Annotated in this window: 22 protein-coding genes and 1 other RNA gene; 6 read left to right on the top strand and 17 right to left on the bottom strand. The window is 52.8% G+C overall.

Going from position 1 to position 25,875, the window contains the following annotated elements; genetic code table 11:
• Positions 1–495, top strand: coding sequence for a ClpXP protease specificity-enhancing factor (gene sspB / locus ACLBVC_RS17930; protein WP_410150735.1), 495 nt, complete (start codon positions 1–3; stop codon positions 493–495).
• Between the two features lie 138 nt (positions 496–633).
• On the opposite strand, the gene ACLBVC_RS17935 is transcribed toward sspB, so the two are convergent.
• Together ACLBVC_RS17935 and gltB are read right to left on the bottom strand one after the other, a co-directional pair.
• Positions 634–2,052 carry a glutamate synthase small subunit gene (locus tag ACLBVC_RS17935; protein ID WP_410150736.1) on the bottom strand — a complete coding sequence of 473 codons (1,419 nt, stop codon included), beginning with the start codon at positions 2,050–2,052 and terminating at the stop codon, positions 634–636.
• A gap of 9 nt (positions 2,053–2,061) precedes the next feature.
• Positions 2,062–6,519: a glutamate synthase large subunit gene (gene gltB, locus ACLBVC_RS17940; RefSeq protein WP_410150737.1), complete on the bottom strand. Its 4,458-nt coding sequence runs from the start codon at positions 6,517–6,519 to the stop codon at positions 2,062–2,064.
• Between the two features lie 871 nt (positions 6,520–7,390).
• Between gltB and arcB the strand changes: the two genes are divergently transcribed.
• A complete protein-coding gene (gene arcB / locus ACLBVC_RS17945) occupies positions 7,391–9,730 on the top strand; it encodes an aerobic respiration two-component sensor histidine kinase ArcB (RefSeq protein ID WP_410150738.1) in 2,340 nt (779 codons plus the stop codon).
• Between the two features lie 895 nt (positions 9,731–10,625).
• Positions 10,626–11,348, top strand: a complete 723-nt coding sequence (gene mtgA, locus ACLBVC_RS17950) for a monofunctional biosynthetic peptidoglycan transglycosylase (RefSeq protein WP_410150739.1) — start codon at positions 10,626–10,628, stop codon at positions 11,346–11,348.
• A 65-nt stretch (positions 11,349–11,413) separates the two neighbouring features.
• Here mtgA and dolP read toward each other — a convergent pair whose 3' ends face one another.
• From dolP to ACLBVC_RS17970, 4 genes are all read right to left on the bottom strand, one after another.
• On the bottom strand, positions 11,414–11,989 hold the full coding sequence (dolP, locus tag ACLBVC_RS17955) for a division/outer membrane stress-associated lipid-binding lipoprotein (protein ID WP_410150740.1): 576 nt from the start codon (positions 11,987–11,989) through the stop codon (positions 11,414–11,416).
• A 9-nt stretch (positions 11,990–11,998) separates the two neighbouring features.
• On the bottom strand, positions 11,999–12,589 hold the full coding sequence (diaA, locus tag ACLBVC_RS17960; protein ID WP_013577230.1) for a DnaA initiator-associating protein DiaA: 591 nt from the start codon (positions 12,587–12,589) through the stop codon (positions 11,999–12,001).
• Positions 12,590–12,619: 30 nt separating this feature from the next.
• The gene (locus ACLBVC_RS17965) at positions 12,620–12,988 is read right to left on the bottom strand and encodes a YraN family protein (RefSeq protein ID WP_410150741.1); all 369 of its coding nucleotides are present in this window, start codon (positions 12,986–12,988) and stop codon (positions 12,620–12,622) included.
• A gap of 65 nt (positions 12,989–13,053) precedes the next feature.
• Positions 13,054–15,075 carry a penicillin-binding protein activator gene (locus ACLBVC_RS17970; protein ID WP_410150742.1) on the bottom strand — a complete coding sequence of 674 codons (2,022 nt, stop codon included), beginning with the start codon at positions 15,073–15,075 and terminating at the stop codon, positions 13,054–13,056.
• A 61-nt stretch (positions 15,076–15,136) separates the two neighbouring features.
• Between ACLBVC_RS17970 and rsmI the strand changes: the two genes are divergently transcribed.
• Both rsmI and rnpB read left to right on the top strand, forming a co-directional pair.
• Complete coding sequence (gene rsmI, locus ACLBVC_RS17975; RefSeq protein WP_410150743.1) at positions 15,137–16,006, top strand: 16S rRNA (cytidine(1402)-2'-O)-methyltransferase; 870 nt, start codon at positions 15,137–15,139, stop codon at positions 16,004–16,006.
• Positions 16,007–16,031: 25 nt separating this feature from the next.
• An RNA gene (rnpB, locus tag ACLBVC_RS17980) (RNase P RNA component class A) lies at positions 16,032–16,410 on the top strand.
• A gap of 76 nt (positions 16,411–16,486) precedes the next feature.
• On the opposite strand, the gene ACLBVC_RS17985 is transcribed toward rnpB, so the two are convergent.
• Positions 16,487–17,191 (bottom strand): pirin family protein, encoded by a 705-nt coding sequence (locus ACLBVC_RS17985; RefSeq protein WP_410150744.1) that lies wholly within the window; start codon positions 17,189–17,191, stop codon positions 16,487–16,489.
• Positions 17,192–17,301: 110 nt separating this feature from the next.
• Here ACLBVC_RS17985 and ACLBVC_RS17990 point away from each other — a divergent pair, with 110 nt between their 5' ends.
• On the top strand, positions 17,302–18,207 hold the full coding sequence (locus tag ACLBVC_RS17990) for a LysR family transcriptional regulator (protein ID WP_195825202.1): 906 nt from the start codon (positions 17,302–17,304) through the stop codon (positions 18,205–18,207).
• A gap of 58 nt (positions 18,208–18,265) precedes the next feature.
• Here the strand turns inward: ACLBVC_RS17990 and ACLBVC_RS17995 are convergent, their stop codons facing one another.
• The 10 genes from ACLBVC_RS17995 to ACLBVC_RS18040 form a co-directional block, all read right to left on the bottom strand.
• On the bottom strand, positions 18,266–19,252 hold the full coding sequence (locus tag ACLBVC_RS17995) for a glutathione S-transferase family protein (RefSeq protein WP_410150745.1): 987 nt from the start codon (positions 19,250–19,252) through the stop codon (positions 18,266–18,268).
• Between the two features lie 136 nt (positions 19,253–19,388).
• Positions 19,389–19,781, bottom strand: coding sequence for a DoxX family protein (locus tag ACLBVC_RS18000; RefSeq protein WP_101074992.1), 393 nt, complete (start codon positions 19,779–19,781; stop codon positions 19,389–19,391).
• A 242-nt stretch (positions 19,782–20,023) separates the two neighbouring features.
• Positions 20,024–20,308 carry a YqjK-like family protein gene (locus tag ACLBVC_RS18005; RefSeq protein WP_410150746.1) on the bottom strand — a complete coding sequence of 95 codons (285 nt, stop codon included), beginning with the start codon at positions 20,306–20,308 and terminating at the stop codon, positions 20,024–20,026.
• A complete protein-coding gene (locus tag ACLBVC_RS18010) occupies positions 20,305–20,712 on the bottom strand; it encodes a phage holin family protein (RefSeq protein ID WP_410150747.1) in 408 nt (135 codons plus the stop codon). The genes ACLBVC_RS18005 and ACLBVC_RS18010 overlap by 4 nt, the downstream gene beginning before the upstream one ends.
• A gap of 2 nt (positions 20,713–20,714) precedes the next feature.
• Positions 20,715–21,017 carry a DUF883 family protein gene (locus ACLBVC_RS18015; RefSeq protein ID WP_152327308.1) on the bottom strand — a complete coding sequence of 101 codons (303 nt, stop codon included), beginning with the start codon at positions 21,015–21,017 and terminating at the stop codon, positions 20,715–20,717.
• A 136-nt stretch (positions 21,018–21,153) separates the two neighbouring features.
• Positions 21,154–21,531 (bottom strand): DUF1090 domain-containing protein, encoded by a 378-nt coding sequence (locus tag ACLBVC_RS18020; RefSeq protein ID WP_410150748.1) that lies wholly within the window; start codon positions 21,529–21,531, stop codon positions 21,154–21,156.
• Between the two features lie 129 nt (positions 21,532–21,660).
• A complete protein-coding gene (gene mzrA, locus ACLBVC_RS18025) occupies positions 21,661–22,044 on the bottom strand; it encodes an EnvZ/OmpR regulon moderator MzrA (protein ID WP_410150749.1) in 384 nt (127 codons plus the stop codon).
• A complete protein-coding gene (locus ACLBVC_RS18030; RefSeq protein ID WP_195815567.1) occupies positions 22,044–22,724 on the bottom strand; it encodes a DedA family protein in 681 nt (226 codons plus the stop codon). Before ACLBVC_RS18030 ends, mzrA begins: the two co-directional genes overlap by 1 nt.
• A 380-nt stretch (positions 22,725–23,104) precedes the next feature.
• Positions 23,105–23,881, bottom strand: a complete 777-nt coding sequence (exuR, locus tag ACLBVC_RS18035; protein WP_152327304.1) for a transcriptional regulator ExuR — start codon at positions 23,879–23,881, stop codon at positions 23,105–23,107.
• A 190-nt stretch (positions 23,882–24,071) separates the two neighbouring features.
• Positions 24,072–25,364, bottom strand: coding sequence for an MFS transporter (locus ACLBVC_RS18040; protein WP_410150750.1), 1,293 nt, complete (start codon positions 25,362–25,364; stop codon positions 24,072–24,074).
• Positions 25,365–25,875: the final 511 nt, after the last annotated feature.

Below are 25,875 nucleotides of genomic sequence, written 5' to 3' on the forward strand. Positions count from 1 at the left end.
ATGGAGATGACCGACATGTCTCCGCGTCGCCCTTATCTGTTGCGGGCCTTTTATGACTGGTTGCTCGACAACCAGTTAACCCCGCATCTGGTGGTTGACGTGACGATGCCTGGCGTGATGGTGCCGATGGAGTTTGCGCGTGACGGACAAATTGTTCTGAACGTTGCGCCGCGCGCTGTCGGCAATCTCGAACTGGGCAACGACGATGTACGCTTCAATGCACGTTTTGGTGGCGTACCACGTAACGTTTTTGTACCGATTGCCGCCGTTCTGGCAATTTATGCCCGTGAGAACGGAGCCGGTACCATGTTCGAGCCTGAACCTGCTTACGAAGCCGAAGGCGCCTTTGGTGGCGATCTGAGTGTGGAAGATCAGTCAGAGCCGACCATGTCAGTTATTGATGGCGATTTGCCTGATGTGGCTGAAGAAGATCCGGATGATGAGCCGCCGACACCGCCACGCGGTGGTCGCCCGGCACTGCGCGTTGTGAAATAACACCGCGCTTGTCATGTCAGTCCGGCTAAAACCCTGCGTTGTTACGCGGGGTTTTTTATTGCCTGAATCCGACAACGGGCATGACCGCGTCCAATAAAAAAGGCCGCTTTCGCGGCCTTAGTAAAGGGCAATATGAAACTACACTTCGAGGTAATTCATGATGCCTTCTGCGGCCTTACGGCCTTCGGCAATCGCCGTTACCACCAGATCAGAACCGCGAACCGCATCGCCACCGGCGAATATTTTCGGGTTGCTGGTCTGGAAAGCGTTGTCGCTGCCTTCCGGTGCCACAATGCGTCCGGATGAATCGAGTTCAACGTCGTGCGACGCCAGCCATTCCATTTTGTGAGGGCGGAAACCAAACGCCATCACCACAGCATCGGCTTCCATCACGTGCTCAGAACCGGCAACGATTTCTGCGCGACGACGGCCGGCAGCATCTGGGGCACCGAGTTCAGTGCGTGCCATCCGCACGCCACACACGCGGCCAGAATCGTTCAGTTCGATGCTCAGCGGTTGCAGGTTGAATTTGAAATCAACGCCTTCTTCGCGGGCATTCTTCACTTCACGACGTGAGCCTGGCATGTTCTCTTCGTCGCGGCGATACGCACAGGTCACATGCGTTGCGCCCTGACGGATTGAAGTACGCACACAGTCCATCGCGGTGTCGCCACCGCCCAGAACCACAACGCGTTTCTTATCCATCGTGACATAAGGCTCTTCCTGGCTGTCGTCGTAGCCCATCAGCTGTTTGGTGTTAGCGATGAGGAACGGCAGGGCGTCGTAAACACCCGGCGCCTCTTCGTTCTGTAAGCCACCGCGCATAGACTGATAAGTCCCGACGCCAAGGAAGACAGAATCATATTCTGCCAGCAGGGCTTCCATTGTGATGTCTTTACCGACTTCTGTATTGAGCTGGAATTCGATACCCATCTCGGTGAAGATTTCACGACGCTTGGTCATCACTGATTTTTCCAGCTTGAAGGCTGGAATACCGAATGTCAGCAAACCGCCGATTTCCGGATGACGATCGTAAACCACCGCCTTCACGCCATTACGGGTCAGCACGTCAGCACAGGCCAAACCTGCCGGACCTGCGCCGATGATTGCCACACGTTTACCGGTCGGGTGTACGTGAGACATATCCGGACGCCAGCCCATCTCGATCGCTTTATCGTTGATGTAGCGCTCGATGTTACCGATAGTCACTGCACCGAATTCATCATTCAGCGTGCAGGAACCTTCGCAAAGTCTGTCCTGAGGACAAACGCGTCCGCAAACTTCCGGCAGGCTGTTGGTCTGATGCGCGAGATCTGCCGCTTCCATGATGCGGCCTTCGTTCGCCAGCTTCAGCCAGTTAGGAATGTAGTTATGTACCGGACATTTCCATTCGCAGTAAGGGTTACCACAAGACAGGCATCGGTCTGCCTGCGATGCAGCCTGAGTTGCTGAGAACGGCTCGTAAATTTCCACAAACTCAATTTTACGGATCTTCAGCGCTTTTTTAGGCGGATCAACACGCTGTAAGTCGACAAATTGATAAACGTTTTGACTCATCTTAACCTCTTACTGCGCTTGTACCCGCAGCTCAGCTGCGGAACGACTACGGTGACCCAACAATGCTTTGACATCACTGGACTTCGGTTTTACCAGGGCAAATTTAGGCGCCCATTCCGGCCAGTTCGCCAAAATCTCTTCACCACGGGTCGATGCGGTCAACTGTACGTGTTCGATGATCAAACCGCGCAGATGCTCTTCATGGATAGCCAGATCGGCCACTTCCAAAACTTCAACCAGTTCCGGGTTAACGCGTTTGCGGAATTCGCCATCTTCATCAAGAACGTAAGCGAAACCACCGGTCATGCCTGCACCAAAGTTAACGCCGGTACGACCCAGAACACACACGATGCCGCCTGTCATGTATTCACAACCGTTATCGCCGATGCCTTCAACCACGGTGATAGCACCGGAGTTACGGACGGCAAAACGCTCGCCTGCACGGCCAGCCGCGAACATCTTGCCGCCGGTTGCGCCGTAAAGGCAGGTGTTGCCGATAATGCTGGCTTCGTGGCTGCGGAACGCTGAACCGATTGGCGGACGAATCGCAATACGGCCACCGGCCATGCCTTTGCCCACGTAGTCGTTCGCGTCGCCGGTCAGCATTAAATCTACACCGCCTGCGTTCCAGACGCCGAAGCTCTGGCCTGCGGTGCCGCTGAAGTTAATACGCACCGGATCTGCCGCCATCCCCTGATCGCCATGCTTCTCAGCAATCGCGCCGGACAATGTCGCACCGACTGAACGGTCAGTATTGCGAATATCGAAGTAGAACGCTTTGCTCTGCTTAGAATCGATATGTGGTGCAGCCTGTTCCAGAATGTCTTTGTTCAGCTGGCCTTTGTCGAACGCCGGGTTGCCTTCGGTGCAGTACACCGCTTTACCTTCGTGCGGCGTCGCTGTTGCCAGCATTGCAGACAGATCCAGATTGTTTTGTTTCGCCGTAAAGCCATCGAGTTCAGTGAGCAGATCGGTGCGGCCAATCAGATCCACCAGCTGGCTGACACCCAGCTCGGCCATGATTTCACGAGTTTCCTGCGTGATGAACTTGAAGTAGTTCGTCACACGCTCAGGCAGGCCGTGATAATGGTTACGACGCAGTTTATCGTCCTGAGTCGCCACGCCTGTCGCACAGTTATTCAGGTGACAAATACGCAGGTATTTACAACCCAGCGCCACCATCGGGCCGGTACCGAAACCGAAGCTTTCAGCGCCAAGGATTGCTGCTTTGATGATGTCAAGACCGGTTTTCAGGCCGCCATCTACTTGTAAGCGAATCTTGTGACGAAGGCCATTAGCCACTAACGCCTGCTGTGTTTCCACCAGACCCAGTTCCCAAGGACAGCCCGCGTATTTGACCGATGATAACGGGCTTGCGCCGGTGCCGCCGTCGTAACCAGCAATGGTGATCAGGTCTGCATACGCTTTTGCCACGCCGACCGCGATGGTGCCCACGCCCGGTTCAGAAACCAGTTTCACCGAAATCATTGCTTTCGGGTTGACCTGTTTCAGGTCGAAGATCAGCTGTGCCAGATCTTCGATGGAATAAATATCGTGATGCGGCGGCGGAGAAATCAGGGTCACGCCCGGCACGGAATAACGCAACTTCGCGATGTACGGCGTCACTTTATCACCCGGCAACTGGCCGCCTTCGCCTGGTTTTGCACCCTGCGCCACTTTGATCTGAATTACATCAGCATTCACCAGATACGCTGGCGTAACACCGAAACGACCCGATGCGACCTGCTTGATGCGGGACACTTTATTGGTGCCGTAACGCGCAGGATCTTCGCCGCCTTCGCCGGAGTTAGAACGTCCGCCGATGCTGTTCATCGCTTCGGCCAGAGACTCATGCGCTTCAGGGCTTAACGCACCGATAGACATTGCTGCGGTATCAAAACGGGTAAACAGACCTTCAGCCGGTTCAACCTGATCAACCGGAATCGGCTGGCCTTTCGGCGTGACTTTCAGCAAGTCGCGCAAGGTTGCTACCGGACGTTCGTTCACCAGTTTTGCATAGACTTTATAGTCGTCGTAATCGCCGCTGTTCACTGCGGTTTGCAGCGTGGTGACGACGTCAGGGTTGTACGCGTGATATTCGCCGCCGTGGACAAATTTCAGCAGACCGCCCTGATCCAATGTTTTGCGTTTCAGCCAGGCGCGTTTGGACAGGTTCAGCAGATCCTGTTCAAAGTCGCTGTAACCGGCACCGCCGATGCGGCTTACCACGCCGTTGAAGCAGGTGTTGCACAAATCTTTCGCCAGGCCGACGGCTTCAAACAGTTTCGAACAACGGTAAGAGGCGACGGTGGAAATGCCCATTTTGGACATGATTTTGTACAGACCTTTGTTGATGCCGTTACGGTAGTTCAGCATCACTTCACGGTATTTCTTCTCGATGACCTGCGAATCCACCAGTTTGGCCAGCGTTTCATAGGCCAGATATGGATAAACCGCGGTCGCACCGAAGCCGATCAGCACGGCAAAGTGGTGCGGGTCGCGTGCGCTGGCGGTTTCAACAATGATGTTGGCGTCGCAGCGCAGGCTTTTTTCCACCAGACGCAGCTGCAACGCGCCGACGGCCATTGGCGCAGGCAGCGGCAAGCGGTTTGGCGCAATGTTGCGGTCAGACAGCACCAGCAGAACCGCGCCGTTACGCACTTTCTGTTCGCCTTCGTCACAGAGTTTCTGGACGAACTGTTCCATATTCAGCTCGGTCGGATCGTAAGTCAGATCCAGCGTTTCCGCGCGATAGTGTTTGCTGTCGAGCGTGGTGAGCTGTTTGAAATCAGACCACAGCAGGATGGGCGATTTGAAGCTCAGACGGTGCGCCTGACCTTCAGCTTCGCAAAATACGTTCATCTCGCGGCCAATGCTGGTCGCCAGAGACATCACGTGTGCTTCACGCAGCGGGTCGATTGGCGGGTTGGTCACCTGCGCAAATTGCTGGCGGAAGTAGTCATACACGATGCGCGGACGGCTGGAGAGCACGGCAAATGGCGTATCGTCGCCCATTGAACCGACAGCTTCCTGACCGTTCTCACCCAATACGCGGATGATCTGATCTAATTCTTCGCTGCTGTAGCCAAACTGTTTCTGGAAGGTTTCCAGCGTGCTGTCATCGAGCTCGCGGCTGCCGACTTGATCTTCTGCCAGATCTTCAAACGGCACCAGACGCTGAACGTTTTTCTCCATCCATTGCTTGTAAGGATGGCGGCCTTTAAGGTCGTTATCGGTTTCTGCCGAGTGGTGAATTTTACCGCTGCGGGTGTCAATCACCATCAGTTCGCCCGGCCCCACGCGGCCTTTTTCAACGACTTCGTCAGGCTGGTAATCCCAGATCCCGACTTCCGACGCGCAGGTGATCAGCTTGTCTTTGGTGATGACATAACGCGCCGGACGCAAACCGTTACGGTCGAGATTACAGGCGGCGTAGCGGCCATCTGACATCACGATACCGGCCGGACCGTCCCACGGCTCCATGTGCATGGAGTTAAAGTCGAAGAACGCGCGTAAATCGTCGTCCATATCTGGGTTCTGCTGCCAGGCTGGCGGAACCAGCAAACGCATGGCACGCAGCAAATCCATACCGCCAGCCAGGAACAATTCCAGCATGTTGTCCAGTGAGCTGGAGTCCGAGCCGGTTTCATTCACGAACGGTGAGGCGTCTTGCAGATCGGGGATCAGCGGCGTTTTGAATTTATACGCACGGGCGCGGGCCCACTGGCGGTTACCGGTGATGGTGTTGATTTCGCCGTTGTGCGCCAGATAGCGGAAAGGCTGAGCCAGTTGCCAGCGCGGTACGGTGTTGGTCGAGAAACGCTGGTGGAACAGGCAAATTGCTGATTCCAGGCGCAGGTCGGCCAGATCTAAATAGAAGCGTGGCAGATCCGCAGGCATACACAGGCCTTTGTAGATCGTGACCACGTTGGAGAAACTGCACACATAGAAGTCTTTATCCTGAATGCGTTTCTCAATACGGCGGCGCGCCATATACAGACGGCGTTCCATGTCACGCGGACGCCAGCCGGCGGGCGCGTTGACAAAAATTTGTTCGATGCGGGGCAGGGAGGAAAGCGCGATTTCACCGAGTACGTCCGGGTTAGTCGGAACGTCACGCCAGCCCACCACGGACAGCGTCTCGTTTTGCAACTCTTCTTCAACAATGCGACGGCTCGCCTCAGCCTCTTTTTCATCTTTGCTGAGGAACAGCATGCCGACGGCATAGTTTTTCGCCAGGCGCCAGCCGCGCTCTTCGGCAATCATGCGGAAGAAGCGATCAGGTTTTTGTAAATGCAGGCCGCAACCGTCGCCGGTCTTGCCGTCAGCAAGGATCGCGCCACGGTGTTGCATACGGGCCAGTGCGTGGATCGCGGTACGCACGACCTTATGGCTAGGTTCGCCTTCTATATGGGCGATCAGGCCGAAACCACAGTTGTCCCTCTCTTGGGATTTATCGTACAACATAACGTGAACCTCCCCAGGCTCTGCGAGACTCTCACACCAACCGCGAGCGGACTTATTCACAGAGCGGACCCGCAATTTCGCGCACTCTTGCGGTGCGTTAATTGCCCGGGCATCTCCGTCAAAGGCCTCTCGTGATGGTTCTCACAAGTGGTGGTTGACTTGTTTTAATGAGGGAGTCTTCAATTACTGCATAAATATGACGAGTTGCTCACCCGTCGAGATTGCTTCCAGCGGACTCCCAACTTAGCGAGAAAGCACAAGGAGGTCAAATGGCGAATTAACTTATATTAAAAGTGATATAAAGACGTTTAATTAATTGAAATATAAATGATTTATGGCGTTTTTAATGGCGTAATGTCGGTGGGGTAATGCGTGTAAAGTGTGAGCTGACTCACTATGGGAAAAGGTTCATATCTCCGAACCGTGCTGGCAGGTCAGTAATTCCCAGTATTTTATACTGGAAAACACTGCGGGCATGCGGTTTGTCACTGTTTTTAACCTGATAGTAATAATGTACTGATCGGCTCTTCGTAATAAGAATTATTTATACTGGCGTGAATGATTTTATTTGCAGTAATAATGAATAGTTATGCCTGCGCAGAGTGCGCCGGGAGAGAATGAAACCGGAGAGTATAAGGAAAAAATGTTTGCTGGGCGGCAGTTGGCAAAGCCTGCGACGAAATTAAGCCGGCCGATATTAATAATATCATGGCGCAAATTAGTCAATAACTCGGCCCTTATTTCCTGCATTGCACCACGACAAGCCCCCGCAAGGTGCATCTCACAAACTTTACGCTCAATCTCGCCCGCAGACTCACCACGGCAAGGTTTTGCGGTATGATTCAGGCGACTTCGTTTTAAGGGAACCGTTATGAAGCAAATCCGGGTTTTAGCGCAGTATTATGTCGATCTGATGGTCAAGCTGGGGCTGGTGAGATTCTCACTGCTGCTGGCGTCTGCGCTGGTGGTGCTGGCGATGATTGTCCAGATGGCGGTGACCATGCTCCTGCGCGGGCAAGTTGAAAGTATCGACGTGGTTCGCTCCATCTTCTTTGGTTTGCTGATTACGCCCTGGGCGGTGTATTTCCTGTCGGTGGTCGTTGAACAGCTTGAGGAATCGCGCCAGCGTTTAGCGCGTCTGGTGGATAAGCTCGAAGAAATGCGCCATCGCGATCTCGAACTGAACCAGCAGCTTAAGGACAATATCACGCAGCTGAATCAGGAAATCGCCGACCGCGTGAAAGCCGAAGAGGCGCGTCTGGCGGTGGTGGATAAGCTGAAGCTTGAAATGCATCACCGCGAACAGGCACAAATTGAACTGAGCCAGCAATCGGCGCTGTTGCGCTCATTCCTTGATGCTTCCCCGGACCTGGTTTACTACCGCAATGAAGATAAAGAATTTTCGGGCTGTAACCGCGCGATGGAATTGCTGACCGGCAAAAGTGAAAAACAGCTGATCGGCCTGACACCTGATGACGTGTATACCCCGGACATCGCCGAAAAAGTGGTAGAAACCGATGAGAAAGTCTTCCGTCACAACGTTTCCCTGACTTACGAACAATGGCTGGTCTATCCGGACGGACGCAAAGCCTGTTTCGAACTGCGCAAAGTGCCTTTCTACGACCGTATTGGTAAACGACATGGTCTGATGGGCTTTGGACGTGATATCACCGAGCGTAAGCGTTATCAGGACGCGTTAGAGAACGCCAGCAGGGAAAAGACCACTTTTATTTCAACGATCAGCCACGAGCTGCGTACGCCGCTTAACGGTATCGTCGGGCTGAGCCGCATTCTGCTGGACACCGAACTCGACAAAGAACAGCACAGCTATTTGAAAACCATTCACGTCAGCGCGATCACGCTCGGGAATATCTTCAACGACATTATCGAAATGGACAAAATCGAGCGCCGCAAAGTGCAGCTCGACAATCAGCCCGTGGATTTCACTGAGTTCCTGTCCGATCTCGAAAACCTCTCCGGCCTTCTGGCACAACCGAAAGGCCTGAAATTCGTCATGGATCCGGATTTACCGTTGCCGCGCAGTATCACGACGGACGGCACGCGTTTACGCCAAATCCTGTGGAACCTGATTGGTAACGCCGTCAAATTCACCCGCGAAGGTGAAATTGTGCTGAGCGTCCATTACGAAGCCAACGACATGCTGCGTTTCGTCGTCCGCGATTCCGGCATGGGCATCCCGCAGGACGAGCAGGACAAAATTTTCGCCATGTATTATCAGGTGAAAGATCAGAACGGCGGCAAACCGGCGACAGGAACCGGTATCGGGCTGGCCGTTTCAAAACGTCTGGCACAAACCATGGGCGGCGATATCACCGTCAGCAGCGAACCGGGTAAGGGTTCCTGCTTCACGCTGACCGTACGCGCGCCAACGCTCGATGCGCCTGTCGCCGAAGTGGATGAAGAAGAGGATATGCCGCTGCCCGCGCTGCACGTGCTGCTGGTGGAAGATATCGAGCTGAATGTGATTGTGGCGCGTTCGGTGCTGGAGAAACTCGGAAACAGCGTGGAAGTGGCCATGAACGGGCATGATGCGCTGGAAATGTTTGACCCGGATGAATTTGACCTCGTCCTGCTCGATATCCAGCTGCCGGACATGACCGGGCTGGATATCGCCCGGAAACTGCGTAACGACTATGCGGGCAAACATCTGCCGCCGCTGATTGCGCTGACCGCCAACGTTCTGAAAGATAAAAAAGAGTATCTCGACGCCGGAATGGACGATGTGCTGAGTAAGCCGCTGTCCGTCACGGCGCTGACCGCGATGATCCAGCAATTCTGGGATCACCAGCCTGAAGTTTCCGTAACGGAAAAGGAACCTGTCGAAATGAAAAACAGCGAAACGTTGCTTGATACCGCCATGCTTGAACAGTACATCGATCTGGTCGGGCCGAAACTGATTTATCAGAGCGCAGATATGTTCGAAAAAATGATGCCGGGCTATCTCGCGGTGCTGGATTCCAATATGACCGCGCGCGATCAGAAAGGGATTGCGGAAGAAGGCCACAAAATCAAAGGCGCGGCGGGTTCCGTAGGGCTTAAGCACCTGCAACAACTGGCGCAACAAATTCAGACGCCGACGTTGCCTGCGTGGTGGGATAACGTTCAGGAATGGATTGATGAGCTGAAAGCAGAATGGCGTCATGACATACAGGTGTTACGTGACTGGACGGCAAACGCTGAAAAAAAATAACCCCAGCCGAGGCCGGGGTGCGCGAATACTGCGCCAACACCAGGGAAAGAGGTGACCCACGATAGTTATAAGGGTTCGGTTTTCGCAGGTCTTGGAATTCAGTCTTAAAGTCTAATACATCCTGTAGCAATCAACATAACAAATATAAGCACGACTGTTACAACATTCATTAAAAACTGTGATGTAGATTAGTCTTTGTCTATACAAAACATCAAGCCTTTATCGCAGGATTTTTGAGAGAATACAAATGAAGCCTGTTGATGTTGTCCCGGCGTCATGCAATTTTGCTTATGGAAGTGAAGCCTTAGACGAGTTTTTACTGCTTTTTTCGCTGGTAATTTAACCTGAGTATCTGCAAGAGAATACGCTGAATAACTGGCAAGTGGCTGTTATTAATCATTTATGTAGATCACCGGCCTGAACCTGAGTTTTGATTGCGGCGTATTTTTAAAAATTGTTTCGAGTGAAAAAATTTCACTTAGGGTGATCCGGTTTTTACCTGGTTAAGTTGCCGGTCTGCGGGCAGTTTCTTGTCTTTTTCCCCTTTATGATTTGGGTTAGAGAATAAGGTGAAAAGCCGATAATTGGTGAAAAATAGTTCAGTTTGATGGTTTTGATTCATAAGAATGGCTAATCTTTATTTCTTGGGTTCGTTCACAAGTGTTTTACATGTTGTCTTTAAATGCAGAATGCATAAAAGCCGGAAAGTGATGCGTCTGGCAACGGAACTCATTGATGCCAGTGATCAAAACGGAATTTCGAATGATATTTTTTAGAGAAGAGTTACGCTTTATCACACAATTGTTAGCAAAATTGTAGAGCATTTCGCTAGCCTGAGTTATCAGGCGCCTGCCGGGATTGATTAGATGGTCAGATGTGTTGTGGAAACTGCAGAATGAAGAAATTTGCTGGAAAGGGTATCTGGGGAAAACCGGTATTGTGGTTTAAACGTGCCGTAATACTTTTACTCAGCTTATGGGTCGCAGGCATCATGCTTTTTGCTTTTTTGCCCGTTCCTTTTTCCGCCGTGATGGTCGAACGTCAGGTTTCTGCCTGGCTCACCGGTGATTTCAGGTACGTGGCGCACTCAGACTGGGTGCCTATGAGCGAAATTTCTGCCCCAATGGCACTGGCGGTAATGGCGGCAGAAGATCAGAAATTCCCTGAGCATTGGGGCTTTGATGTGGATGCCATCCAGTCTGTTCTGGATAAAGATGGCGGAAAAATGCGCGGTGCATCGACGCTTTCCCAGCAGACGGCGAAAAATCTCTTTCTGTGGGATGGCCGTAGTTGGGTGAGAAAAGGGCTGGAAGCGGGGCTGACCGTGGGGATTGAAACGGTCTGGACAAAACGTCGGATCCTGACGGTATATCTCAACATTGTGGAGTTTGGCGACGGCGTATTTGGCGTCGAGCAGGCCTCACAGCATTTCTTCCACAAACCCGCCAGCCGCCTGACGGCTTCTCAGGCCGCATTGCTGGCCGCCGTATTGCCGAATCCGCATCTGTTTAAAGTCAACGCGCCGTCGGCCTACGTGCTGCGTCGTCAGCAGTGGATCCTGAGGCAAATGAGCCAGCTCGGTGGGGAATCTTTCCTGCAAGAGCATAAGCTGCATTAATTCAGGCGGTTTCAGGGCGTAAAAAAGGACAGCCTGGGCTGTCCTTTTTGCTTTAACCGACGGAATTATTTAACGTAAGTAAACGCTGTCGTCACGTGTTTCACGCCACTGACACCGGCAGCAATCCCCGCCGCGGATTTACCTTCTTCCTGCGTGACCAGGCCGAGCAGGAACACTTCGCCATTCTCGGTCGTCACTTTGACGTTGGAAGATTTAACGGAATCGCTGGTCAGCAACTGAGAGCGAACTTTTGTGGTGATCCACGTATCCACAGAGGCGGTGCCCATGCTGACCGGTTTACCGGTGCGGATCTCGTTATACACTTCCGTTGCGCCTTCCACGCCCATCGCAATTTGTTTTGCACGGGAAGCCATATCCGCAGACGGTGCCTGACCGGTTAACAGAACTTTGCCCTGATACGCGGTGGCGACAATACGGGCTTCATCTTTCAGTTGTTTATCTTTGCTTATCGCGTTGGAAACACGGGCTTCCAGCGTGCTGTCATCAACCTGAGTGCCCACTGAACGCGGGTCAGTCGTGGTCTTGGTTGCGACACCGGCTGCACCAACAACCGCAGCAGCAACACAGCCTTGCAACAGAAGGGCGCTTAACAATACAGCTAAGAGAGGGCTCGCCTTCATTGGATCTCCTTAATCGTCCTGGTGTGGGAACAGCGTATTATCTATCAGGTCACAGAGGCAGTTTACTGTGAGCATATGCATTTCCTGAATGCGGGCGCTGCGATGGGAGGGAATACGGATCTCAACATCGTGAGGCCCCAGTAAACCCGCCAGTTCGCCGCCGTCATAACCCGTCAATGCGACAATCGTCATATCGCGGGTGACCGCTGCTTCAACGGCTTTGACAATATCACGGCTGTTGCCGCGGGTAGAAATCGCCAGCAAAACATCGCCAGCCTGACCTAAAGCGCGCACCTGTTTGGCATAGATTTCTTCGTGCAGACGGTCATTAGCAATCGCCGTCAGAACAATATTGTCCGCACATAGTGAGATTGCAGGAAGGCTGGGACGTTCAGTTTCAAAACGATTAATCAGACTAGCGGAAAAATGCTGGGCATTTGCCGCAGAGGTGCCGTTACCGCAGCACAGGATTTTGTTGCCGTTGAGCAGCGATTGTACCAGCGTCATCGCGGCACGAGAAATCGCGTCAGGCAAGGCTTCAGCTGCTGCAATCTGGGTTTGGATACTTTCGGTAAAGCAGACTTTGATTCTATCCAGCACGGGTTTTCGTCCAGTCAGTCGTCGTAATATTTATTCCGCATTGAACGCATCGGGCAGCCATTCTAACTGGCTGCCGGTGATGGCTAAAACATCAAAACGGCAAGGTGATGTGTCAAAGCTTGCGTTATGGCTTGCAAGCCAGAAAGATGCCGCGCGTAACAAGCGCTGTTGTTTTTGACGCGTTACGCTGGCCGCAGCGCCGCCAAAATTAGCATTGCGCCGGTAGCGAACCTCAACAAACACCCAGGTTTGCTGGTCACGCATGATCAGGTCAATTTCACCTGCACGGCAGGCCACATTGGCCGCCACGAAAATTAACCCGGCTCTTTCGAGATAGCGTCGCGCGTAAGCTTCGTATTCGGCTCCGCACGACCGCGTTTTTGACAAAAAATTTATCATCAGTACGTCCTTGTACATGTTTGTGCGTAGAACTCCGTTTTCTCTGCGCAAGTTAACCGCGTTTCTTATGAAGAAACCGGAACCAGCGAACCCTGACGGTATTGCAGCCACGGCAGTTTGCGATGGATCACGCAGTTTTCATTGGCACTTAAATCACCGGTACTGCCGGAGACCTGGAAGCCAGGCAGCGTCCGCATTTGTGAGAAGTGATTTGCAAGACTCCAGGCATCAATCCCCATCGCGTACAGACGAACCAGCGAGTAATCGTTGCCGAATTTCGCTGCGGCCTGCTGCATCAGCGCAGGGTTGGAACCCGCCAGTAAAGGAATGTCGCTAAATTCCACTCCTTCCATTTCCAGACGATAGTCCGGGCCCGCTCCCGCCTGATAGCTGCGTGAACTTGCGTAGACGGATGGATGAGAACGGCCACTGACGGCCAGATCCAGCATCGGTTTAATCAGTGTCAGCTCGCTCTGAGTGGCCACGACGTAAACGGAATCCACCGCACCGCCGGTGCTGCCTTGCGTAATCTGCGCATCGGTTGGTGGAGCCGGAATGGTAATACCGCCAATCGTGACACCCTGCGCTTGTGCCGGAACTGCGCTGTCGCTTGCGGTAACCGGCGTACCGGTCAAGCGAATGCCGCTGCCAATAGATGAACGTAATTCACCGGCAGAGCCCAGCCCTTGTTTCAGGACCGTTTGCCCGCCCAGTTTCTGCCATTCATTTGCAAATGCCTGCGCAATACGGTCACCGAAGGCACCGCGTGGGACCAGCAACAGTGGCGAACGTTTCTGTTCTGCCCACATGTGGCGGGCTGCATCCTGCGCTTCGTCTTCCGGCGAGAGCGCAAAGTAACAGATATTCGCACTGTTTTTCTCAGTTTCTGGCTGATTGAGCGCTAAAACATTCAGAGGCGTCTGGGTATTACCCAGCTCATTCACCTGATCTTTCAGCAACGGCCCGACCACTAGTGTCGCGCCATCCTGCTGTGCCTGCGTCAGTAACGCCGCCAGAGGCTGACCGTTGGTATCGTACACTTTCACCTGCGCATTACTGCTGATAACGGGTGCAGAAACGGTCGCGGGCTGTGCGGGTGAGGTTTGTGGCTGCGTGGCGGCATCCGGGGCGGAGGTGCTGACCGCGGCATTAGGATCTGCCGGTGTGGTCTGCGCTTGCGCGTTAGGATCGGCTGGTGTTGCCGGTTGTGGCGTGGCCTGGCTGACCTGGCCGTTCATCGCTGCATTGAAACCCTGCTGGATAGCATTGCCATAAACCTGTGCAGGCCCGCTCATTGGCAGGAACAGTGCGATTTTACCAGTAGACGCAGGCTGGAAAGTCAGCACGTTATTGAGCTGTGTCGGCAGGGTTTTGGCCGCCGGATTGACCGGATAGCGGCGCTGCCAGTCTTTGATACCGGCTTTCAGCAGATCTGGATCCTGCTTGTTGCTCTGCCAGACACTCAGTAAATCCAGCCAGCCTTGCAGAGTATTTTCATCCGCATTAATCACGATGCTGTTAACATCCTGCGCGGACATCTGCGTCAGTGCGGTCCAGGTTTCGTCGATATTGGTCTGATGAAGCTGACCTTGCAACAGCGGTTCCTGCGCGATGTAAGCACGGATCAGCCCCAGGCTGGTACGGCCCTGGCTGGCATCGATTTGCGCCTGATAGTAACGGGCTTTCTGATCATTGTTCAGTTTGGCCGGGTCTATCTGGCTCAGACTGGTTGCTGCTGCCGGGTAATTCTTCTGGGCAACCTGAACTTCTGCACTGGTTAGCTGCTGTTCAACCGTTTGTGCAGCCGTCAGATTTTGCGGCACTTTGGCGAGTTGTTCGGCGGCCTGAGGCACTTTGCCTTCACGTATCAGGGCACGGACTGCAAGCAATTGCCAGTCAGCCTTGTTATCATCACCGCTTTGTTGTGCCTGCTGCAGATAATAATCAGAGCTGCCGGACGCTGCACCCTGGACACTTTCAGTCGGTGCTTGCGGCGCCTGACCGGAACAGCTGGCGAGAAGCATAGCCACGATGATGGCAGGGAGTAAACGTCCCGAACGGGTACGAAAAGTCATTGAGGAAGGCATTCAGTTTCCAGTGATGTTTTTTCAAGATGCTCAATATTAAATCGGCAATCCGGATGAAACAATGAATCAAGACGATCAAGCAGATATTTCTGCCTCAACGCTGTATATCGTACCGACGCCAATTGGCAATTTAGGGGATATTACCCAACGCGCGCTGGCCGTTCTCAACAGTGTAGATTTGATTGCCGCGGAAGACACCCGTCATACCGGATTGCTGCTGCAACACTTCGCGATCAGCGCCAAAATGTACCCGCTGCATGACCACAATGAACAGCAAAAAGCCGAGCATTTGCTGGCGAAATTGCAGGAAGGCCAGACCATCGCGCTGGTTTCAGATGCCGGTACACCGCTGATTAACGATCCCGGTTACCACCTCGTGCGCCGCTGTCGTGAAGCGGGCATCCGTGTCGTGCCTTTGCCGGGGGCATGTGCTGCCATTACGGCACTGTGCGCCGCCGGTTTGCCCTCCGACCGTTTCTGTTACGAAGGCTTTCTGCCTGCTAAAACGAAATCGCGCAAAGACACTTTGCTGGCGTTGATCGAAGAACCGCGCACGCTGATCTTCTATGAATCCACGCATCGTCTGATCGACAGTTTGCAGGATATGGTCGAAGTCTGGGGGCCGCAGCGTTATGTGGTGCTGGCGCGTGAACTGACCAAGACCTGGGAAAACATTCATGGTGCGCCGGTCGGTGAACTGCTGGCGTGGGTGAAGGAAGTGGAAACCCGTCGTCGCGGCGAAATGGTGCTGATTGTGGAAGGCCATAAAGTCGATGTGGAAGCGTTGCCCGCTGACGCTCTGCGCACGCTGGCACTGCTGCAAAAAGAGTTACCGTTGAAAAAGGCCGCCGCGCTGGCCGCAGAAATCCACGGCGTGAAGAAGAATGCGTTGTATAAATACGCGCTTGATGAGCAAGAGGGTGACAAATAGGGCGTAATACCCTATTATCCGCCGCGGAGTTGACCAGACAGTCGCCGCTTCACTGCCGTCCCTTTCGGGGGAGACAGGTGGAGGGGAGGAAAGTCCGGGCTCCATAGGGCAGGGTGCCAGGTAACGCCTGGGAAGCGCGAGCTTACGACAAGTGCAACAGAGAGCAAACCGCCGATGGCCCGCGCAAGTGGGATCAGGTAAGGGTGAAAGGGTGCGGTAAGAGCGCACCGCGCGGCTGGCAACAGTTCGTGGCAAGGTAAACTCCACCCGGAGCAAGGCCAAATAGGGGTTCACATGGTACGGCCCGTACTGAACCCGGGTAGGCTGCTTGAGCCAGTGAGCGATTGCTGGCCTAGACGAATGACTGTCCACGACAGAACCCGGCTTAACGGTCAACTCCCTCGTCAAAAGAAAGCCCGCGCAGGTTACTGCGCGGGCTTTCGCCTTTCTGTTATCCGTAAAATCCGTTAACCGCGAATGTTAAACCGGCATGTCGATCAGCAAAGCGCGTAACGGCGTGCTGGCGGAAACAGTCAGGCTGTTTTCCTGATGAATAAATGCCCCGTCGCCGCAGGCCAGTTTTTGTGATTCGCGACTGACCTCACCCCGCGCATCGACTTGTCCGTGAATCGATTGCAGATACGCCCGCTGACCTTGGATCGGCAGGGAAATCTGCTCGCCCGGTTTTAAATCCAGATGATGTATCCAGACATTTTGCCGCAATTGCAGGCTGCCGTTTTTGCCATCCGGCGACGCCAGCAGGAAATGTTTCGCCTGTGGTAGCGTCATTTTCTGGGTTAACGGATTTTCATGCTCGGGGCAGGCATCCAGCCATAACTGCATGCGTGTCAGTGGCTGGTTCGCACGGGTATTCAGCTCGCTGTAACTGACGTTGGCCTGCGTGGAAAGCAGCGCCGCTTCACCGGCTTCGACCCGCACGCTATTACCTTCGCTGTCGCGGTATTCCGCCGAGCCCTGTAAAACCAGATTCAGAACATCAACGCGCGGATAAGTCCGTGGCTGGAAACTGGCACCTGGCGCTAGCACTTCCTGATTCAGAACGCGCAGTGACGCATAGCCCATCAGCTTCGGATCAAAGTAATGTCCAAAGGAGAAAGTGTAACGTGCCTGCAGCCAACCAAAGTCAGCGGTGCCGCACTCTTTTGCCGTTCTGCTGGTGATCATGGCGGTCGCCTCTCTTAAAAATTTCGATGTATAAATGGTAAGCGTCTGGACGTGTGATTGTTAGCCAGTTAATCTGGTCGCTATATTCAAATTTCCTGACAGAGAAAAGAATGGCTAAGGATCGCGCACTCACACTGGAAGCATTACGGGTCATGGATGCGATTGACCGCAGAGGAAGTTTTGCCGCCGCCGCTGATGAGCTGGGCCGCGTCCCGTCTGCGTTGAGCTATACCATGCAAAAACTGGAAGAAGAGCTGGACGTGGTGTTGTTTGACCGTTCAGGTCATCGGACAAAATTCACCAATGTGGGCCGGATGCTGCTTGAGCGTGGCCGTGTGCTGCTCGAAGCCGCCGACAAACTGACCGTCGATGCCGAAGCGCTGGCACGTGGCTGGGAAACCCACATCACGATCGTTTGCGAAGCCTTATCCCCGGCCGCGCAATTATTCCCGCTGATTGAAAAGCTGGCGCTGAAAGCCAACACGCAGGTTTCGCTGATTACCGAAGTGCTGGCGGGGGCGTGGGAGCGTCTTGAGCAGGGGCGTGCGGATATTGTCATCGCGCCCGATATGCATTTCCGTTCCTCGACAGAAATTAACAGCCGCAAACTGTACAAGCTTGTCAGCGTTTACGTGGCGGCGCCGGATCATCCGATTCATCTGGAAGCCGAGCCGCTTTCTGAAGTCAGCCGTGTGAAATACCGCGGGATTGCCGTGGCAGATACCGCGCGTGAACGCCCGGTGCTCACTGTGCAGTTGCTCGATAAGCAGCAACGTCTGACGGTCAGTACCATTGAAGAAAAACGCAAAGCGCTGCTGGCCGGACTGGGCGTCGCGACGATGCCTTATCCGATGGTTGAACAGGATATTGCCGAAGGGCGTTTGCGGGTGGTCAGTGCGGAATATAACCGTGAAACCGACATCATTATGGCGTGGCGTCGCGACAGCATGGGCGAGGCAAAAGCCTGGTTCCTGCGTGAAATTCCACGGTTGCTGGCGACGCGTGAAGCGAAGTGAAGTGAATCAATGTGACGGGCATTCTTCCCCTGTCAGAAAGGGAAGAATGCCAGCGTGATTAGCTGAAACGGGTATCGCGGCCGTGCGGTGAATCTAAATCCTGCGCCGGTCCGGTAGAGATAATTCCGTAAGGGTTAATCGTGGCGTGGCTGCGGTAATAGTGATTGCGAATATGCGCAAAATTCACAGTTTCACGAATTCCCGGCATCTGATAAATATCGCGCAGGAAACCGTACAGATTCGGATAATCGCTGATGCGGTGACGGTCGCATTTGAAATGCGTGACGTAGACCGGATCAAAGCGAACCAGCGTGGTCCACAGACGAAGATCGGCTTCGGTGAGCTGATTGCCGGTCAGGTAACGATGCTTACCCAGTAATTCCTCAGCGCGTTCCAGCGCAGCAAACACGCCATCCACTGCTTCGTCGTACGCGTCCTGAGAGGTCGCAAAACCCGCTTTATACACGCCGTTATTAATCTGCGGATAGACCCACTCATTAATCGTGTCGATCTCAGTGCGCAGGTTTTGCGGGTAATAATCGCCCGCTTTCGCGCCGGTGGCATCAAAAGCGCTGTTGAACATGCGGATGATGTCTGAAGATTCGTTGCTGACGATCGTCTGCTGCTTTTTGTCCCACAGGATCGGCACGGTCACGCGGCCTGTGTAATCATTCTGCGCACGCAGATAGATTTCATACGCATAACTCAGGTGATACAAATCATCGCCGGTAGCGGCCGGGAAATCGGTTCCGAACGTCCAGCCGTGTTCCAGCATCAGCGGGTGTACGACGGAAACAGGGATAATGTCTTCGAGCCCTTTCAGGGCTCGCATCAGCAGTGTCCGGTGTGCCCACGGACAGGCCAGTGAAACATAAAGATGATAGCGGTCGCGCTCAGCGGTAAAACCGCCGACACCGTGCTCGCCCGGTGCGCCATCGGGTGTGATCCAGTTGCGGAACTGCGCTGCAGAACGTTTGAAATGACCGCCGGTAGATTTGGTGTCATACCAGGTGTCCTGCCATTTGCCGTCGACCAGTTGTCCCATGATATTTTCCTTACTGTCAGTGATCTTTCAGAATAAAAAAAAAGGGCGAGGTGATTAATCACATCGCCCTGCAGGTGCTTTTTATTGTCTTATTTAATTATAGCCTGGTTACAGCGCCCTGGTGCCGGAGCAGTGATTACCAGTTTTTCTTAATCAGACGGTCGATGCTGAATGCGCCTGGGCCTGAAGCGAACAGGACGAAGAAACCGCCAGCAATGGACAGGTTTTTCATGAACATCATCTGGTTCACGCCCTGTGCAAAATCAGTGTGGAAGATCAGCGCCGTCAGGATGGTGAAGATGGCTGTGATCAGCGCAGTAGTACGGGTGAAGAAGCCGAACAGGATGGCCAGACCGCCGCCAAATTCCAACAAGATAGTCAGTGGCAGGAAGAAGCTTGGAACGCCCATGGAAGTCATGTAGCCCGCAGTTGCGGTGTAACCATTAATTTTTCCCCAACCGGCAACGATGAACAGAATTGGCATCAGGATACGGGCTACCAGTAAAGCTGTGTCTTGTAACTTAGTCATTTTCTTCTCCAAAGCGTAGTGTGCTCAAATTGAGCTTAAAGTGTTACCGGTCCGGTCAGAAAATGTTTCTCGCCGTTACCGCATCAGTTGATGACGAGATAATAAGTCGAACGATTACGCTTTGTTAGCAAGTAAAACTGTTGGAATGATTCAAATAAATTGAACTGCGGAAGGATTGTTATTCAAAAAGAAAAGGGTCGGATGAATAATCACCCGACCCTTTGATGTGAATGTCGCTAAGTTTATTTGCTGACGAAAGTCTTGCGGAACAGTCGTACGGTGCCCCAGATGCCAAATGCCCGCCTTGACCAGCGTACAACGCTGCTGGGATGGCGGATGCCGTAAACGGCAATCAGGCTGGAACCCACGACCAGATACTTACGCATATCCACGATTTTCACCCAGCCGCGATCAATTTTCGCTGTGGCATCCAGCCAGTCAGAACCCGCCTCAGACAGCTCGGCGCGCTGGCGCTCAATCTGGCGCAAAAGCCTGACTTTTTCGATAGCGCGGTTCGGGATACTCATGGATTGTCATCCTTTTCCAGCAACGCCCGGTCAATATCCAGCTGCTTGCGGGTGAGGCTCAAAAGCGTTGAACGTTTGGCTTTTGCCAGCGTCATCGCACCCAGAACCACCGCAAGGAACAGCAGAACACCGGTCGCCGTGCCGATTGCAATCAGGCGATACGCCGGGTCAATCGCCCAGAAAAGGAGAACCAGCAAACTCATAAGACCAAAGGCGGTGAAAATCAGGGTAATGCCAGCCATGAGCAGCAATTGGAAAATATTGGCCTTTTCCTCTTCCAGCTCAACAACAACCAGCCTGACTCGCGTTTCAACCATGCCCACCACCACGGTGGCGATGCGTGAAACGATGTCAAAAAGCCCTTTCCCCGGTCCTTGTGGTGCCTGTTTTATCGGTTCTGACATAATTAGCGACGGGCTAACAGAACGCCAATCACAACACCGACAGCGGCACCAATACCGACGCCTGTCCACGGTTTTTCATGTACGTAATCATCGGCTTTACCAGCGATTTCTTTGGTCTGAGTGGCAATCTTATCGCCGGTATCGCTCAGACGCTCGCGGGTATCTTTCAGCAGGGATTCTGCTTTGCCGCGTAACTTATCGAGTTCAGCTTTCGGCTTATCGGTAGAGGTCTGAAGAACTTCTTCCAGCGTATCTGCCAATGACTTTAATTCAGCGCGCAGTTGTTCTGATGTATTACTAGCCATGTGTAAGTCACTCCATACGTTAACTGATTCGAACTTTTAACATAGCGGATATTCAGGTGATCGCAAATGCGAATTGTCTGTTTTAAAAAGCAAGATCCCGCATTAAAGCGCCCACAGGGCGCTTTAAGAAAGGGGATTACAGACCCTGAGCCTGTTTAAGTTCAGACTGTGCTTCTTCCAGTTTTTGCTGCTTTTTGGCGATTTTTTCATGATTTCCATTCGCCTGTGCTTCTTTCAGCTCCTGCTCACGTTCGCGGACTTTCTCACGTTTTTCTTCGACACGTTTCTGGTTCTCAGCTTTAAGCCCTGCATCGGTACAGTGCGCTTTATTCTCGCGCAGTGCTTTTTCCAAACCGTCGACGCGGTTCTCGTTTTTGTGAAGGCGGGCTTCGTCGATCTGTTTCTGAATTTCGTGCTGTTTCGTCACGCAGCTTTCTGGCTGAGGAGCAGCAAAGCTGGCGTTAGAGAATAATAATGCAGGGGCTAAAACGAGTGCAGATAAAGTGATTTTCATCGTCGGGCTTCCTTTTGATGGTTAAGTGATTGTGGCACTTATTTCCGTGAGTATAGATTTTTTGAATAACTAGCTTTGAAAGCATATCACCGACAAATGGGTAGTGATATGAGACAAATCCGCTGTCAGTTACCCAAACTTTAAACGATCACGATCCAGTTTGGTTAGCCAGGCTTTGGTATGAGGCGGTTCGCAATACTGAATCACAAAGCCTGCGGGCAAAATGGTTTGCAAAGCCGCTTCCGCCATTTTGCGCTGTGCAGCGGAATCGAGCTGAACCACTAAACCATCTTCCAGCGGGGTAATACTTTTGATGTGAATGCCGCGCTCGGTCAGACTCTGGTAGACATAAAAACCATCGGGCAGGGCCACGCCAGAACGTGCCGGGCGAATTTGCAGCGCGTTTGCCGGTGCCGGAAGACGCGATATCGCCAGCCCGATCATGGCCGCGGCGGCCAGCAGAATAAACAGCGCCGGGCAGATAAATGAGTGCTTTCTCAGCAGGCGATTCATTATGCGCTTTTGCCTTTGTTCTGCCGGTCAGCGTGCTTTTTACGCCACAAAACGACGATGGAACCGACCAGCCCGCCAATCAGCAAAAGCACCGGCAGCAGCATCAGGCAATTCATTACCAGATCTTCGTATTTCAGGAACAGCGGCGTTTTGCCGAGGAAATACCCTAACGAGGTCAGGATCAGGATCCATAGCAGACCGCTCACCCAGTTGAAAAACTGAAAACGGCTGTTGCTCAGGCCCGATAAACCGGCAATTGTTGGCAGCAGAGTGCGGACAAAGGCCAGAAAGCGGCCAACCAGCAGCGCGGAAAGCCCATGCTTATGGAACAAGGCGTGCGCACGCTCGTGATATTGCACCGGTAAATGGGCCAGCCAGCTTTGGACTATCCGGTTATTCCCCAGCCATTTTCCCTGCGCGTAACTGAGCCAGCAGCCAAGGCTGGCGGCGGTCGTCAGCAGGAAAATCGTCAGTGGGAAATTCATAGCACCTTTGGCAATCAGTACGCCCACGAGGATCAGAAGGCTGTCGCCGGGTAAAAATGCCGCAGGCAGTAATCCGTTTTCCAGAAAGATGATCATGAATAAAATCAGGTACAGCGCCCAAACCAGAGATGGGTTGGCGAGGGTGACATAATCTTGTTGCCAGAGGGCATCGATGAGCGAGCTGATAATTTCCATCTGTCGTGTAAAACTCCATCATTTTCAGTGGGTCAGCATTCACATCAGCGGAGAATATGTCTCGACGCGGCCTGTAAGCTGATAAGGTCGCCATTTCCCTGGCGGGCTATCTGGTTTGAGTTCATCGGGGATCTACACGTTTAAAGTGCTGTTTCATGCCTCGTAAACGCGTAAAAAAACGGGTCTAACTGTAACAAAATAACAATAACTCAGACAGGTAAATATAGCGCGTTGAGACCGATCATTTAAGTCCGGCGCACGTAATGGAAAGGGGTTTTACATTGGCTGACACTACTCGACAGTGTCTGACAGGATAATGCGAAATCACGCAGAAGTGGAGAAAAGGCCGGTTGGGTGAAATTTCCGGCCTTAAGGGGAATTTATTTAGTATTAAGCAGCGGTGGATCCAGATGTACAACCGGGTTTTCTGAATAAAGATAACGGTCTACGTTAAATTCGAAATCATCGCTGGTGGCGCGGAAAAGCATTTGTTTGGTATTTTCCAGATGCTGCCACATGGCAAGTTTCGACGCATGCGGATCGCGGCGAATCAGTGCTTTGAGGATCAGGTCGTGATCTTCGCACCAGCTTTCAATCGATTTCTCATCGATGTGCTCATGCAGTTTACGCCAGTAAGGGTTATGCAACCGCTGGCTCCACATTTTTTCTACGATAGTTGAAAGCGCATTATTCTGCGTGGCCTGCGCTACCTGCACATGGAATTTCAAATCCCATTCAGAATCACGGAAACGATCTTCCTGGCGCGCGTGCTCCTGAATTTCCATCAGGCGCATGATGTCCTGTTTAGTGACCTGCGTCGCGGCAAACTCCGCGATATTGCTTTCAATCAACTGACGCGCCTGCAGCAGCTCGAACGGACCGGCAGTGCCAAACTCGATGCCATTATCAGGCACCACAAGGTGGCGTTGCTGATTTGACATCACATGAATGCCCGAGCCTTTACGGACTTCCACATAACCTTCAACTTCCAGCATGATAATCGCTTCGCGCACTACGGTGCGGCTGACATCCATCTCATCTGAAATGAGACGTTCAGCAGGTAACTTCTCGCCAACCGGATACACACCCGTTTCGATTCGTTCCTTGAGCGTGGCAGCCAGTTGTTGGTAAAGGCGTCTGGTGTCTGTGGATTCCATATGAGTGCTCTTTAAAAGTAGTGAAACCTGCAAGATGCGAGTGTCGGACAGACCTGCAAACCTATTATACAACTACCAGTATACGATTTACGAAAGGTTGATGCACCGTGCATCGGCCACAAAGGCACTGGAGAAATGTCAGAAAGAGACAAACCCGGCAAAGAATTTTACCGGGCTTGTGATTGGCGGATCAGGCTTTCGCGGTTTTCAGCGGAGCCGGGGCCGCTTCTACTGCGGAACGGTTCTGCAGCACGGTCCAGATAATAATGGCGCCGAGCAGGTCGAAGACGGCAAGAGCGGCAAACAGCGGGCTGAAACCGATGGTATCGGCCAACGCACCCACCACCAGAGCAAACATGGTACTTGCCATCCACGCGGCCATCCCAGTCAGACCGTTGGCAGTCGCCACTTCGTTACGGCCAAACACGTCAGAGGACAGTGTAATCAGCGCGCCAGACAGTGACTGGTGAGCAAAACCGCCGATGCACAGTAATGCGATAGCGGCGTAAGGGCTGGTGAACAGGCCAATCATGCCTGGGCCGATCATCAGGACAGCACCCATCGTCACCACCATTTTACGGGAGACGATCAGGTTAACTTTGAAGTATTTCTGGAACAGCGGAGGCAGATAGCCACCCAGGATACAACCAAGGTCAGCGAACAGCATCGGCATCCACGCAAACATCGCGATTTCTTTCAGGTTAAAACCATACACCTTGAACATGAACAGCGGGATCCAGGCGTTGAATGTGCCCCAGGCGGGTTCAGCCAGGAAGCGTGGCAGTGCGATGCCCCAGAACTGACGGTTACGCAGAATTTCCCAGGCAGACATTTTTTTGCCGTTGTTCGTCTGATGCTGTGCTTCCTGACCTTCCAGAATGTAATCACGTTCTTCGGTGCTGAGTTTCTTTTGATCTTTAGGATGTTTGTAGAACACCAGCCAGCTCATTGCCCAGATCAGGCTCAGTGCGCCAGTAATGATGAAGGCCAGCTGCCAGCTGTGCATCACGATGCACCAGACAACCAGCGGTGGTGCAATCATCCCGCCGATAGAAGAACCGACGTTAAAGTAGCCCACGGCGATAGAACGCTCTTTGGCCGGGAACCATTCGCTGCTGGCTTTCAGGCCGGCAGGGATCATCGCGGCTTCAGCCATACCGACAGCACCACGGGCGATCGCCAGGCCACCCCAGCTGCTGGCCAGTGCGGTCGCCATACAGAAGATGGCCCACATCACGGCGAACATGGCGTAACCGACTTTTGTGCCCATGACGTCAAGAACATAACCGGCAACCGGCTGCATCAGGGTATAGCAGGCGGAATAAGCGGCGATAATATAAGAATATTGCTGAGTAGTAATGTTGAGCTGAGTCATCAGCGTCGGTGCTGCGGCGGCAATGGCGTTACGTGTTAAATAGCCTAATACAGTGCCGCATGTCACCAGTGCGATCATGTACCAGCGTAACCCTTTAATCTTACCCATTTAACTCTCTCCCAGTAAATAATCCGGCAATGACAACGCACGCTGTCATGGCGTATTTCGCACCACGCTGCCTGAGCATGGGCTTCTGGCTTCCCTAAAGTGTTTTCCGGGGATATCGCCGCCAGATGATTTCACTGGGAGCGGCCCGATGTTTTACGCACTGGTTTATTGTTATCTGTGCGTAAGATCCGATGAGCGTCCTGAACACCAGAATTGTTGCTTCGCCATGAGGCTGACTGCGCCTGGGAAGTGTTTGCCCGGGCAACAGCGAAAGGACGTGGCAGGTAATCTCTGACGCTCTTGTCCGGGCGAAGCAAAGATAACTTGTCATACAGATTTAAAATTTGAATGACATCACAAAACCACATTTAAATTGTGTGGTTACTTAACTTTTTTAACTTCACGTTTATTTACTTGAATTTACTGATAAAAGTGATTTTTAGTTGATCCCGTTCACACTTTTTTGTGATGGGTTAACATCCAGAGGCTGATTGCTGAAACGAAATTGGTG

This window comes from Rahnella selenatireducens, assembly GCF_046449555.1.
GTDB classification, from domain to species: domain Bacteria; phylum Pseudomonadota; class Gammaproteobacteria; order Enterobacterales; family Enterobacteriaceae; genus Rahnella; species Rahnella selenatireducens.